Annotated in this window: 13 protein-coding genes; 11 read left to right on the plus strand and 2 right to left on the minus strand. The window is 59.7% G+C overall.

Going from position 1 to position 12,398, the window contains the following annotated elements:
- Positions 1-27: 27 nt before the first annotated feature.
- The 8 genes from C1N56_RS05305 to C1N56_RS05340 all read left to right on the plus strand — a co-directional run bounded on the left by C1N56_RS05305 (position 28) and on the right by C1N56_RS05340 (position 8,046).
- Positions 28-636, plus strand: a complete 609-nt coding sequence (locus tag C1N56_RS05305) for a DsrE family protein (protein ID WP_021506594.1) — start codon at positions 28-30, stop codon at positions 634-636.
- Between the two features lie 124 nt (positions 637-760).
- Positions 761-1,783 carry a substrate-binding domain-containing protein gene (locus C1N56_RS05310; protein WP_021506595.1) on the plus strand — a complete coding sequence of 341 codons (1,023 nt, stop codon included), beginning with the start codon at positions 761-763 and terminating at the stop codon, positions 1,781-1,783.
- The gene (locus C1N56_RS05315) at positions 1,770-2,792 is read left to right on the plus strand and encodes an ABC transporter substrate-binding protein (RefSeq protein ID WP_058775667.1); all 1,023 of its coding nucleotides are present in this window, start codon (positions 1,770-1,772) and stop codon (positions 2,790-2,792) included. Before C1N56_RS05310 ends, C1N56_RS05315 begins: the two co-directional genes overlap by 14 nt.
- Positions 2,792-3,649: an ABC transporter permease gene (locus C1N56_RS05320; RefSeq protein WP_059011715.1), complete on the plus strand. Its 858-nt coding sequence runs from the start codon at positions 2,792-2,794 to the stop codon at positions 3,647-3,649. Before C1N56_RS05315 ends, C1N56_RS05320 begins: the two co-directional genes overlap by 1 nt.
- Positions 3,646-4,458: an ABC transporter permease gene (locus C1N56_RS05325; RefSeq protein ID WP_021506598.1), complete on the plus strand. Its 813-nt coding sequence runs from the start codon at positions 3,646-3,648 to the stop codon at positions 4,456-4,458. The genes C1N56_RS05320 and C1N56_RS05325 overlap by 4 nt, the downstream gene beginning before the upstream one ends.
- Positions 4,455-5,441: an ABC transporter ATP-binding protein gene (locus tag C1N56_RS05330; RefSeq protein ID WP_021506599.1), complete on the plus strand. Its 987-nt coding sequence runs from the start codon at positions 4,455-4,457 to the stop codon at positions 5,439-5,441. Before C1N56_RS05325 ends, C1N56_RS05330 begins: the two co-directional genes overlap by 4 nt.
- 24 nt (positions 5,442-5,465) lie before the next feature.
- Complete coding sequence (locus C1N56_RS05335) at positions 5,466-6,284, plus strand: phosphodiesterase (protein ID WP_021506600.1); 819 nt, start codon at positions 5,466-5,468, stop codon at positions 6,282-6,284.
- A 166-nt stretch (positions 6,285-6,450) separates the two neighbouring features.
- Complete coding sequence (locus C1N56_RS05340; protein ID WP_136548287.1) at positions 6,451-8,046, plus strand: sensor domain-containing diguanylate cyclase; 1,596 nt, start codon at positions 6,451-6,453, stop codon at positions 8,044-8,046.
- A gap of 57 nt (positions 8,047-8,103) precedes the next feature.
- Here C1N56_RS05340 and bcp read toward each other — a convergent pair whose 3' ends face one another.
- Complete coding sequence (gene bcp / locus C1N56_RS05345; protein ID WP_021506602.1) at positions 8,104-8,571, minus strand: thioredoxin-dependent thiol peroxidase; 468 nt, start codon at positions 8,569-8,571, stop codon at positions 8,104-8,106.
- Positions 8,572-8,713: 142 nt separating this feature from the next.
- Positions 8,714-9,280: a glycine cleavage system transcriptional repressor gene (locus tag C1N56_RS05350; protein ID WP_059011708.1), complete on the minus strand. Its 567-nt coding sequence runs from the start codon at positions 9,278-9,280 to the stop codon at positions 8,714-8,716.
- Positions 9,281-9,423: 143 nt separating this feature from the next.
- On the opposite strand from C1N56_RS05350, the gene dapA reads away from it, so the two are divergent.
- From dapA to purC, 3 genes are all read left to right on the plus strand, one after another.
- Entirely contained in the window at positions 9,424-10,302 is an 879-nt protein-coding gene (gene dapA / locus C1N56_RS05355; RefSeq protein WP_021506604.1) for a 4-hydroxy-tetrahydrodipicolinate synthase, read from the plus strand.
- 14 nt (positions 10,303-10,316) lie between these two features.
- Positions 10,317-11,348 carry an outer membrane protein assembly factor BamC gene (gene bamC / locus C1N56_RS05360; protein WP_021506605.1) on the plus strand — a complete coding sequence of 344 codons (1,032 nt, stop codon included), beginning with the start codon at positions 10,317-10,319 and terminating at the stop codon, positions 11,346-11,348.
- Between the two features lie 144 nt (positions 11,349-11,492).
- On the plus strand, positions 11,493-12,206 hold the full coding sequence (purC, locus tag C1N56_RS05365; protein ID WP_031279423.1) for a phosphoribosylaminoimidazolesuccinocarboxamide synthase: 714 nt from the start codon (positions 11,493-11,495) through the stop codon (positions 12,204-12,206).
- The last annotated feature ends 192 nt before the right edge of the window (positions 12,207-12,398 follow it).

Here is a 12,398-nt window from a genome sequence, read left to right on the forward strand (position 1 = left end):
TCGCGTCTTTGGTTAAGGAGAAGTGTCATGCGTCCAGCATCCTATATTGTTATCGCCGCGCTGGCGGGCTTTGTCGGCGGAAATGTGCTGCAGCTGCCGGAACTGGTGGATAAAGTCAGCGGCAAATTCGCTGACCAGAAAACCGAACCGGCGGATTTCTGGAGCACGCCGGCGATTGCCGGTTACGGTAAAATTCACTTTGTTAACACGCCGGATTACAACCCGGCCAACACGCCCGGGCTGAGCAATAAGATTGTGTTTCAGATCAACCGCAGCGAAGGGGATATCCATCAGCCGAATCTCGGCCTTGAGCGCGTGGCACGCGTCACCAACCTCTATTACGCGGCCGGCGTGCCGCTGAATCAGCTCAACTTTGTGGTGTCGATTAACAGCGATGCGGTGCCGGCCGCGCTCAATAACGATCAGTTCCGTAAAGCGTACGGCAGCGATAACCCTAACCTGAAGCTGATTGATGAGCTGAAGAAAGCCGGGGTGAAAGTGACCATTTGCGACCAGTCGGTGGCCTTCCATCAGCTGGAGCGCGACTGGATTGATACCCGCGTCACCCATACGCTCTCCAGCGGCACCACCGTCGCGTCGCTGCAAAATGAAGGGTACGCCTTCCTGATGCTGTAATCCTGCCGACAGCAGTGCAGGCTGCTGTCATCTTTTCGTCATCCCTTCGCGATGTCACTGTCACAGTTCGCCGTTAGTTTAGGCGCCAATGAGATCGATCTCATCGGCACTTAACGAGGCGAACATGTCCGACTTACTCACGGTGGCAAAGCTGGCAGGCGTTTCACGCGCCACGGCCGCGCGCGCCTTTTCCGATCCCCATCTGCTGCGGCGCGACACGCTGGAGAGAGTACTGGCGGCGTCGGAGCAGCTCGGCTTTCGTCCTAACCACATCGCGCGCCAGCTGCGCACGCAGCACTCCACCACCTTCGGCGTGCTGCTGCCCTCGCTGCTTAACCCGATCTTCTCCTGCCAGTTACAGGCGATGGAACGCCAGGCGCGCGACGCCGGCTATGGCCTGCTGGTGGCCACCAGCGATTACCAGCCCGAGCGCGAAGCCGCCATCGTGGAACATATGCTGCGCCAGCGCGTGGCGGGCCTGGTCCTGACAGTGGCCGACGCGGATAACAGCGCGGTGCTCAGCACGCTGCAGGCGGCTGGCCTGCCATTTGTGCTGGCGCATAACGTGCCGCAGCACAGCCACTGGCCGGCGGTGTGCGTGGATAACCGCCAGGCGATGCGCGAAGCCACCGCACAGCTGCTGGCGCTTGGTCATCGCCGCATTGCCATGGTCGCCGGACCGATGCTGCAGTCAGACCGTGCGCGCCTGCGCTATCAGGGCTATTGCGATGCCATGCAGCACGCGGGCCTGACGGCGCTGCCGGTGATTGAGATGGCCAGCCACACCCAATCCGACTTTACGCTGCTGGCCCCGATGCTCGGCGGTGCCACCCCGCTCAGCGCCGTAATCTGCACTAACGACCTGCTGGCCATCAGCCTGATTGGCGCGGCGGCGCGCGCGGGCGTGCCTGTGCCACAGCAGCTCGCGGTGATGGGCTTTGACGGGATTGCGATGGGGGCACAAATGGCCCCGTCGCTGGCCAGCGTAGCGCAGCCCGCCGAACGGCTCGGCGCCTGCGCCATCGATATGTTGTTGCATAACGTCAGCCGCGGCACCCGCGTGCTGCCACATCAGTTGCGGAGCGGTGAGAGTGTTGCTGCCCCCGCGTTTATTGCCACCACCAGGGAACCTCATGATGCTGCATAAAAAAGTAAAAATTTACGCCGGCGCCATCGCGCTCAGCGCCAGCGCGTTGTTTACCAGCCTGACGCAGGCGGCGGAAACCGCCATCTGTTACAACTGTCCGCCCGAGTGGGCCGACTGGGGCACTCAGCTCAAAGCGATTGCCAGAGACACCGGCATTCAGGTGCCGCAGGACAACAAAAACTCCGGCCAGGCGCTGGCGCAGCTGGTGGCTGAGCAGGGCAATCCGGTGGCCGACGTGGTCTATTACGGCGTCAGCTTCGGCATTCAGGCCGACAGCGCCGGCGTGGTCGCCAGTTACAAACCGGCGCACTGGGATGACATTCCTGCCGGCATGAAAGACAGCAACGGCAAATGGGTGGCGCTGCACTCGGGCACCATGGGCTTTATGGTCAACGTCGATGCGCTGGGCGGCGCGCCGGTGCCGCAATCGTGGGACGACCTGCTGAAGCCGGAATACAAAGGCATGATTGGTTATCTCGATCCGGCCAGCGCCTTTGTCGGTTACGTGGCGGCGGTGGCAGTCAACCAGGCGAAGGGCGGCAACATGCAGGACTTCACGCCGGCGCTGAACTGGTTCAAAAAGCTGCAGGCGAATCAGCCTATCGTGCCTAAGCAGACCGCGTATGCGCGGCTGATTTCCGGCGAGATCCCGATTCTGCTCGATTATGACTTCAACGCTTACCGCGCCCGCTACAAAGATCACGCTAACGTCGCCTTTGTTATTCCCAAAGAGGGCACGGTAACGGTGCCGTACGTCATTAGCCTGGTGAAGAATGCACCGCACGCGGCGAACGGCAAAAAAGTGATCGACTATGTGCTGTCGGACAAAGGGCAGGCCATCTGGGCCAGCGCGTTCCTGCGCCCGGTGCGCACAGGCGCCATGAGCGCAGAAGCGAAGAAATATTTCCTGCCGGACAGCGACTATGCGCGTGCGCAAACCGTTGACTATCAGCAGATGGCGGCAGCGCAGAAAGCTTTCTCGGCGCGCTATCTGAGTGAGATTCGCTGATGGCGATGACCGATACCCTGGCGGCTTCGTGCCGCCGGACACCGCGCCTGGCCGGCAGCCGCTGGCTATGGCTGACGCTGCCGGCGCTGCTGTTCTTCTGCGCCTTCTGGCTGCTGCCGTTTGTCCGGCTGCTGCAGATGGCGATGCAGGACGACCGCAGCACCCGGCACAGCGGCTACTGGACGGTACTGACCCAGCCGCACTACCTGCTCAGCCTGCTGAACACCGTGCTGCTGTCGCTCGCCGTCACGCTGGTGACGCTGACCATCGCCGCGACAGTCGGCTGCTTTCTGGCACGCCAGCGCTTCAGCGGACGCAGCACGCTGCTGGCGCTGCTGACGTTTCCGCTGGCCTTTCCGGGCGTGGTGGTGGGATTTCTGGTGGTGATGCTGGCGGGCCGTCAGGGACTGCTGGCGCAAATCAGCCTGGCGCTGTTTCACGAGCGCTGGATGCTGGCCTATTCGTTTACCGGCCTGTTTATTGGCTATCTCTATTTTTCACTGCCGCGCGCCATCATCACGCTGGTGGCGGCGAGTGAAAAACTCGACCGTTCTCTCGAAGAGGCGGCGCGTTCGCTGGGCGCCAGTCAGTGGCGCATCACCTGGGATGTGATTGTGCCGGGGCTGCAGCCGGCGCTGCTCTCCACCGGCGCGCTCTGTTTTGCCACCAGCATGGGTGCCTTCGGTACTGCGTTTACCCTGGGCACCGATCTGGCGGTGCTGCCGCTGACCATTTACGGCGAATTCACCAACTACGCCAATTTCGCCACCGCCGCCGCGCTGTCGGTGGTGATGGGCGGCGTCGCCTGGCTGGCACTGATGCTGGCGCGCCGACTGGCTCACCAGGAGGTGACATGAGACGTCGCGGCCTGTTCAGCCTGCAACTGCTGGTCACCGTGCTCACCGCGCTGTTCATGATCGTGCCGGTGGTGCTGTCGATGCTGGCCGGCGTGACCAACAACTACTTTACCGGCCTGCGCAGCGGCCTGACGCTGAAGTGGGTGACCCAGGTATGGCAGCTTTACGCCGACACCTTCTGGCTGTCACTGCTGATTGCGCTGGCCTGCCTGCTGATCACGCTGCTGATCGGCGTGCCGGCAGCGTGGGGATTGCTAAAAGCGCCGCGGCGCTGGGCGGCGCGCATCGAAGAGTGCCTGATGCTGCCGGTCGCGCTGCCGGGCCTCGCCACCGCGCTGGGCATCATTCTGCTGTACGGCCAGTTCTCCGGCCTGCGCGATAGCTGGCTGTTCATTCTGATCGGTCACGTGCTGTTTACCTTGCCGTTCATGCTGCGCCCAGTGCTGGCGGTGATGCAGGCGGTGGAGATGCCGCGGCTGGAAGAGGCGGCGGCCAGTCTCGGTGCCAGCCTGTGGCAGCGCTTTTTTACCGTGGTGGTGCCCAACTGTCGCAACGGCATTCTCGCCGGAGCGTTTATGGTGATCACCCTGTCGGTGGGTGAGTTCAACATCACCTGGATGCTGCATACGCCGCTGACAAAAACGCTGCCGGTGGGGCTGGCAGACAGCTATGCCTCAATGCGACTGGAAGTGGGATCGGCCTACACGCTGATCTTTATTCTGCTGATTCTGCCGCTGCTGCTGATGCTCAACGCGGTCAATCACTGGCTCAACCGTACGCTCACGCGTGCTAATAAGGAGGCGGCATGAACCCTGCGGCCGTAACCGTTACGCTGCGCCAGTGTGCGCGGCACTTTAATCACCAGCTGGCGCTGCAGCCGCTCGATCTGACGGTGCAGCCTGGCGAAACCCTGGTGCTGCTCGGTCCGTCCGGCTGTGGCAAAACCACCACGCTGCGCATCATCAGTGGCCTGGAGCGCTGTGACGACGGCGGCGAAGTGTGGTTTGACGATCGTAACGTGACAGCGCTGCCGATTGAGAAACGCAACGTGGGCATGGTGTTCCAGAACTACGCGCTGTTTCCCCATCTCAACGTGGCGCAGAACGTCGCCTACGGCCTGAAAGTGCAGGGCGTGGCGCGCGCCGAACGCGACGCGCGCGTGCAGGAGATGCTGGCCCTGGTGGATCTCAGCGCGCTGGCGCAGCGCAGCATCGACAAGCTGTCGGGCGGTCAAAAGCAGCGCGTAGCGCTGGCTCGTGCGCTGGCGGCGCGTCCGAAGGTGCTGCTGTTTGATGAGCCGCTGGCGGCGCTCGATGCGCGCCTGCGCGACCGGCTGCGGCTGGAGATTGGTGCGCTGCTGAAACAGCTGGCGATCACCGCCGTGTACGTCACGCACGATCAGCAGGAAGCGATGGCGCTGGGCGATCGCATCGCGGTGATGGAGCAGGGACGTCTGGTGCAGATCGATACGCCGCAAAATATTTACCAGCGCCCGGCGTCACAGTTTGTCGCGGATTTTGTCGGCGCGATTAACTGTGTCGGGGTCGATGCGCGTGGCAATCCGCAGCATTTCTGCCGCCCGGAGGATGTGCTGCTGGCGGCGGACCAGCGCTACGCACGCCCCGGTTTCATCCTCGGCACCACCTTTCTCGGCGCAGCGCAGCGGCTGAGTATTGATATCGGGCTGGCGGCGCCGATCCAGGTTGATCGCCACGCGCGCGAAGCCTGGCACGCCGGCCAGCCGGTAAGCTGGACGCTGGCGCAGGATGCCGCGCTGCACTTTTCTGCCTGATAAGGAGCTGTTGTGACTGACGCAATGACGCTGATTGCGCAAATCAGCGATTTACACATCAAGGCCCATGGCCGTCTCTCCTATAAAAAAGTGGATACGCACGCTGCGCTGCTGCGGGTGATCGACACGCTGAATCAGCTGGTGCCGCGACCGGATACGGTGGTGATTACCGGCGACCTGGTGGATTTTGGCACTGCGGAAGAGTACCAGACGCTGCGCGAGGCGCTGCGCCATCTGCAGCTGCCGTTCCTGCTGATGCCGGGCAATCACGACGATCGCCAGCAACTGCGCGCCGCGTTTCCTGAGCATCATTACCTGCAGCACGGCGAAACGCTCAACTGGCAGATGCGTGTGAATCATCTGCAACTGCTGGCGCTCGACTCCAGCGTACCGCATCAGCCGTGGGGCTACGTCGATGACGCACAGCTGCAATGGCTGGCAGAGCAGCTGGCGCGTGAGCCTGATTTGCCGACGCTGGTGCTGCTGCATCATCCGCCGTTCCTGAGCGGCATTGGCCATATGGATCGGCAGCCGCTGCGCAATCCGGCGGCGCTGGCTGCCATCGTTGGTCAGCATCCCCAGGTGGAACGGGTGTTGAGCGGTCACCTGCACCGCTCGGTGCAGGCGCGTTTTGCCGGCACGCTGGCCTGCGTGGCGCCCGGTGTGTCGCATCAGGTGGCACTGGATTTGCGTGACCACGGTCCGGCGAACTTTGTGCTGGAACCGCCCGGTTTTCTGCTGCATCGCTGGCAGCCGCAGCAGGGGATGACTACGCATCTGTGCGCGATCGGCGATTATCCAGGACCGTGGCCGTTTTACGATGCGCAGGGTTTAATTGATTAGCACCAGTAATAGCACAATAAAAAAGCGTTCCTGAGGGTCTGCGTCGTAGTCAATTTGGCTCAGAGGTGTACAATTGTCTGTTACCTCACCAGGGTAAACACCTCCAATTATAACAAGATAGTCAGGCACGCTAACTTATGAAGCTACTCACCAGGGCGGTTGCGCCATGTTAACGCGCATCCGGCCAAAAACTGATCTGCGCACGCTGATTGCGCTGCTGGCGATCACCAGTATTGTCATCACACTGGCTAATACGCTGTACGCCACCTGGCGCGTACAGCGTATGGTGCTGATCGAAAGCACTCTTGAAGCCAATCGCGCTTACGCCACCAAGCTGGCGGCCACCACCGAAGTGTTTTTCCAGCTGGCGCAGTCGCAGCTGCACTACAGCGCCAATCAGCTGGGTAAAGATTTCGACAATCCCGAACTGCTGCAGCAGGAAGTGAACCGACTGCGCGAACAGACCAGCAGTTTTAACTCGGTGGCGATTGTCGACAGCAACGGCGTGATTAAAGCCATTTCGCCGGAATCGCTGATGCTGAAAGGCATGCAGCTCACCAGCCAGTCTTCGCGCGAAGCGCTGGCGCAGCGTCAGCCGATGGTCAGCCGGCCCACCATTTCTGCCACCAATAACCTGCTGGTGTTTGTTTCCTGGCCGGTATGGAGCACCGATGGGCGCTATCTTGGCTACGTAGGCGGCACTATTTATCTGAAGAAAAAGAGCATTCTCAACGTGCTGCTCGGCGAGCAGTACTATCGTGACGGCACCCATGTTTACGTGCTGGATCGCGACAACCGCGTGCTGTATCACCAGAACAATCAGCTGATTGGCAAAAACGTGCCGGGCATCGTCAGCGATCGTCAGCGCCAGGAGCACAGCAATGGCGAAGTTCAGCTGACGGAAGAGGGTACGGCGAAGCTGGCGGGCTACGCTGTGGTGCCCACCACCGGCTGGATGGTGGTGGCGCTCAAGCCGACAAACGTCACGCTGGCGCCGCTCTCCGGGCTGCTGCTCCAGGTGCTGAAGAATTCGGTGCCGTTTGCGCTGCTGACGCTGCTGGTGGCGGTGATTCTGGCCCGGCTGATTGCCTTGCCACTGTGGCAGCTGGCGCGCAAAGCCAGCCAGATGGATACCCAGGGCGTTTCCGGTGAAATTGGCGTGATCCGCGCCTGGTACTTTGAAGCGGCGCAGGTGAAGCGCGCGCTGCTCACCGGCATTGGTCTGGTGCAGGATAAAATCGGCCGGCTCAAGTCAGAGGTGCAGAGCGATCCCATGACCAGCCTGCTCAATCGCCGCGGCCTGAGCGCGGTGCTCGACTATTTCGATACCATGCAGCAGCCGTTTGCCGTGCTGGCGCTGGATATTGACCATTTCAAGCGGGTGAATGATAACTTCGGGCATGATGTTGGCGACGAGGTGATCAAACAGGTGGCGCGCACGCTGCGCCAGAGCGCGCGTCAGACCGACGTGGTGTGCCGGAACGGCGGCGAAGAGTTTCTGATGCTGCTTCCCGCCACCGCCCCTGATGAAGCGCGGGTGATTGCCGAGCGCGTGCGCACCAGCATTGCCGGCGGCTGGATTGATCCGGTCGGGCAGATCACGATTTCGATTGGTATCGCCAGCTGGCAGCCGACGCACGGCAGTCAGGAACAGATTCTGAAGCAGGCCGATGATGCGCTGTATCAGGCGAAAAACGCCGGACGGAACTGCGTGGTGATCGCCGGGCAGGAAGCGCTGGCCAGCACGGTTTCGCGCTATTAATCGCGCAGCGTCACAGCAGGATAAAAAAACGGGTGCCTGGCGGGCACCCGTTGGTAATCAGGCTGATTTCAGGTAATCGAGCACGATATCGTGGTGGTTCGAGGTTTTAAAATCGTCGAACACCTTCTCCACTTTGCCATCGCCGCCAATCAGGAAGCTGATGCGGTGAATGCCGTCGTAGGTTTTCCCCATAAAGGTTTTCTCACCCCAGACGCCAAACTGCTCGCAAACCTGATGATCTTCATCCGACAAAAGGGTGAAGTTGAGTAGTTCTTTCTCGACAAAGCGAGACAGTTTTTCCGGCTTGTCGGTGCTGATGCCCAGCACTTCCACGCCCGCCTTCTTTAAATCATCCATGTTATCGCGCAGACCGCAGGCCTGCGTGGTGCAGCCCGGCGTCATGGCTTTCGGGTAGAAATAGACCAAAACGCGCTGTCCCTGGAAGTCGGCCAAATTTACTTGTTCGCCATCCTGATCGGGCAAGCTAAATTTCGGTGCGGTGTCACCGGCTTTCAGTGGATTCATCACAACTCTCCATTTTTTTCTTCATGCTGTGGGTAATACACCATCAGCGGCAAAAGCGCCAGGTGGAGTTTACCTCAGGGTTATTTCACTACACGGTATGCCAGCGCGGCAGAGTGTGTGGCGGAATAACCCGGAGCCTGATTCAGACGGCGCTGTGCGCGTCGTCGGTGACACTATAGAGGCGAATTGAACCTTGTGCATGCAGTTCTTCGCACAGCCGATGGAAAGCCTGCTCAAACGGTGCGCTGGCATGATTCGCCGGGCTGTGCGCGGTCATCTGAATATAGAGCACCGGCGGCGCGTCGTCCTGGGCGGGCGTAATGCGCGACACCAGCTCGGCGATGTTCATCTGATGTTTATCGAACAGATCGGTAAAGCGTTCGATGATATGCGGTGAGTCTGGCACTTCCACCTGTACCCAGACGGTGGCGGGCATCGGCGGCGTCACGCGCGCGTTAGTGCGCTTCATCACGATCAGCAGTTCCAGCTCGGCACCCTTCATCGGCAGGGTCGATTCAATCAGGGTAATGGCGTTCCAGCTGCCGGAGAGCAGCATAATAAAGGTGAACTCGTCGCCCAGCATCGCCAGGCGGCTGTCTTCAATATTGCAACCGCAGCTGCTGACGTGGCGGGTAATGGTATTGACGATACCCGGACGATCAACGCCCAGAGCGGTGATCACCAGATGGTGCGGCTGTGACTGCGGCAAAATGGCGTTTCCTGTACGTTCGCTAATAACCATAAGGTAAACATAAAAAAAACTGCTGACAAGCGCGGTAATGGCGTGGCTCGCTTGCTTTTCTTTCGGCGGAAAACGTAACATGAGGCACTTGTTTGTCGAGGGGATAGCCCATGTTCACCGGAAGTATTGTTGCGCTCATTACGCCTTTGAATGAAAAAGGTGATGTCTGCCGCGCAAGTCTGAAAAAACTGATTGATTATCATGTCGCCAGCGGTACGGCGGCGATTGTTTCTGTTGGCACCACCGGCGAATCCGCGACCCTCAGCCATGAAGAGCATGGCGATGTGGTGATGCAAACCCTGGAGCTGGCCGATGGCCGCATTCCCGTGATTGCCGGGACCGGCGCAAATGCCACCGCCGAAGGGATCTCTCTGACAAAACGCTTCACCGGCACCGGCGTAGTCGGCTGCCTCACCGTGACCCCATACTACAACCGTCCGACGCAGGAAGGTCTCTACCAGCACTTCAAAGCGATCGCCGAAAGCACCGATCTGCCACAGATGCTGTATAACGTCCCGTCACGTACCGGCTGTGACATGCTGCCGGAAACCGTTGCCCGCCTGGCTGAAATCAAAAATATTATCGGAATCAAAGAGGCCACCGGGAACTTATCGCGTATTTCGCAGATCCAACAGCTGGTTGGAGATGAGTTCATTATTGTCAGCGGTGATGACGCGACAGCGCTGGACTCCATGCAACTGGGCGGCAAAGGCGTTATTTCGGTCACGGCTAACATTGCAGCACGTGAAATGGTTGAACTCTGTGCGCTGGCACAAGAGGGCAAATTTGCCGAAGCGCGTCGCCTGAATCAGCGTCTGATGCACCTGCACCAGACGCTTTTCTGTGAACCGAATCCTATCCCGGTGAAATGGGCCGCGAAACAGCTAGGATTAATCGCCGATGACACGCTGCGCTTGCCGATGACGCCGCTGACCGAAGCCGGTCAGGCGAAAACCGCGCAGGCGCTGATCCAGGCGGGTCTGCGATAATTTAGGGAGAATCAATGAGTTATTCAGTTAAGCGCTCGACGCTGGCAACCGTGGTGGGCCTGTCCACCCTGATGCTGCTAACAGCTTGTTCCAGCGATCAGCGTTATAAGCGCCAGGTCAGCGGTGATGAATCTTACCTGCAGGCGCCTGAACTGCATGATTTAAAAGCCCCGGCGGGCATGATTCTGCCGCTGCAGAATGGTGATTACGATGTGCCGCACAGCGTGGCGAAAGGCGCGCTGGGTAAAGAGCTCGACATCCGTCCGCCGGCGCAGCCGCTGGCGCTGATGAACGGCACCCGCGCACAGTTCACCGGTAACACCGGCGTACTGGCGGTTGACAGCAGCCGTGGCTCCATCTGGTCGCAGGTGGTGAACGTGGTGCAGTCGTACAAATTCCCGGTTGCCCAGCGTGATGATGCGGCGCAGCAGCTCACCACCGACTGGGTGCAGTGGAACCGTGCTGACGAAGATAACCAGTATCGCGGCCGTTACCAGATCAGCGTGCAGAACCAGGGCTATCAGCAGGTGCTGACCGTACGTCTGCTGGAACTACAGCAGCAGGGCCAGACGGTCACCACGCCGGTCCAGGTTCAGCGCTATACCGGTCAGATGCTGAATGACATCAGCACCGGTCTGGATAAGATCGATACCGCTAGTCAGGATGCGGCTGCCGGACGTGCCAGCGGACAGATTGATGTTCAGAGCGGCGCGGACGACACCGGCCTGCCACTGCTGGTGCTGCGCTCACCGTTTAACGTCACCTGGCAGCGTCTGCCGGCGGCGCTGAAGCGTATGGGCATGGAAGTCACCGATGACAACCGCTCGCAGGGCAGTCTGAAAGTGACCTACAAGCAGCCGGGCAGCAGCGCGTTTGACGCCATCGGCGCGAAAGATCCGGAACTGCCAAACGGCGACTACAAGTTGCAGGTGGGCGATCTCGATAACCGCAGCAGCCTGCAGTTCATCGATCCGAAAGGACACGTACTCACCCAGGCGCAGAATGATGCGCTGGTGGCGGTCCTGCAGGGCGCGCTGAACAAATAAATGCAATAAAGGCCGGAGATTCTCCGGCCTTTTTGTTTTGGTTTTGGCATAATAGCGCCCGGCGAGGTAAACGATTGCGTCAGGCAGTCATCGCGCGGTGAAACACCGCTGAACACAGGTTCTTTCATGTTTGGAGTTAACAAGATGCAAAAGCGAGCTGAGTTGTATCGCGGTAAAGCGAAAACCGTATACAGCACCGACAATCCGGATCTGCTGGTACTTGAATTCCGCAACGATACGTCAGCAGGAGACGGTGCACGAATCGAGCAGTTTGATCGTAAAGGCATGGTGAACAACAAGTTCAACCATTTCATCATGACCAAACTGCAGGAAGCGGGCATTCCGACCCAGATGGAAGCGCTGCTTTCTGATAACGAAGCGCTGGTGAAAAAGCTGGAGATGGTGCCGGTAGAGTGCGTGGTGCGCAACCGGGCGGCCGGATCGCTGGTGAAACGTCTGGGCGTGGAAGAGGGCATGCTGCTCAATCCACCGCTGTTTGATCTCTTCCTGAAAGATGACGCCAAACATGACCCGATGGTCAACGAATCGTATTGCGAAACCTTTGGCTGGGTGAGCAAGGCTAACCTGGCGCGTATGCAGGAGCTGACCTTCAAAGCCAACGAAGTGCTGAGCAAACTGTTTGATGATGCCGGTCTGATTCTGGTGGACTTCAAGCTGGAGTTTGGTCTGTTCAAAGGTGAAGTGACGCTGGGCGACGAATTCTCGCCAGACGGCGCGCGTCTGTGGGACAAAGAGACCATGGACAAGATGGACAAAGACCGTTTCCGTCAGAGCCTCGGCGGCCTGATCGAAGCGTACGAAGAAGTGGCACACCGTCTGGGTGTCAAACTGGACTAAGCTTCTGCCGGTGTGCGTCACGGTAGTTCGGACGCAAAGCTTTCAGCGCATGAAGGTCGCCCTGGCTGGCGGCCTTTTTTATCGTCTGTTTACGGCCTTCACGCTGCGCCCTGCGCGCAATCTCGCTCCGCTGGCATCGCATTGCTGGTACTAACCTCTGCCGCCAACTAAAATCATGCAAAAGTCATTGAT

The organism is Pantoea sp. SGAir0175, assembly GCF_043547855.1.

What these genes read in the sequence shown, in the direction of transcription:
- C1N56_RS05305 (WP_021506594.1), top strand. Translation starts at nt 28, where the DNA reads ATGCGTCCAGCATCCTATATTGTTATCGCCGCGCTGGCGGGCTTTGTC.
- C1N56_RS05310 (WP_021506595.1), top strand. Translation starts at nt 761, where the DNA reads ATGTCCGACTTACTCACGGTGGCAAAGCTGGCAGGCGTTTCACGCGCC.
- C1N56_RS05315 (WP_058775667.1), top strand. Translation starts at nt 1,770, where the DNA reads ATGATGCTGCATAAAAAAGTAAAAATTTACGCCGGCGCCATCGCGCTC.
- C1N56_RS05320 (WP_059011715.1), top strand. Translation starts at nt 2,792, where the DNA reads ATGGCGATGACCGATACCCTGGCGGCTTCGTGCCGCCGGACACCGCGC.
- C1N56_RS05325 (WP_021506598.1), top strand. Translation starts at nt 3,646, where the DNA reads ATGAGACGTCGCGGCCTGTTCAGCCTGCAACTGCTGGTCACCGTGCTC.
- C1N56_RS05330 (WP_021506599.1), top strand. Translation starts at nt 4,455, where the DNA reads ATGAACCCTGCGGCCGTAACCGTTACGCTGCGCCAGTGTGCGCGGCAC.
- C1N56_RS05335 (WP_021506600.1), top strand. Translation starts at nt 5,466, where the DNA reads ATGACGCTGATTGCGCAAATCAGCGATTTACACATCAAGGCCCATGGC.
- C1N56_RS05340 (WP_136548287.1), top strand. Translation starts at nt 6,451, where the DNA reads ATGTTAACGCGCATCCGGCCAAAAACTGATCTGCGCACGCTGATTGCG.
- bcp (WP_021506602.1), bottom strand. Translation starts at nt 8,571, where the DNA reads ATGAATCCACTGAAAGCCGGTGACACCGCACCGAAATTTAGCTTGCCC.
- dapA (WP_021506604.1), top strand. Translation starts at nt 9,424, where the DNA reads ATGTTCACCGGAAGTATTGTTGCGCTCATTACGCCTTTGAATGAAAAA.
- bamC (WP_021506605.1), top strand. Translation starts at nt 10,317, where the DNA reads ATGAGTTATTCAGTTAAGCGCTCGACGCTGGCAACCGTGGTGGGCCTG.
- purC (WP_031279423.1), top strand. Translation starts at nt 11,493, where the DNA reads ATGCAAAAGCGAGCTGAGTTGTATCGCGGTAAAGCGAAAACCGTATAC.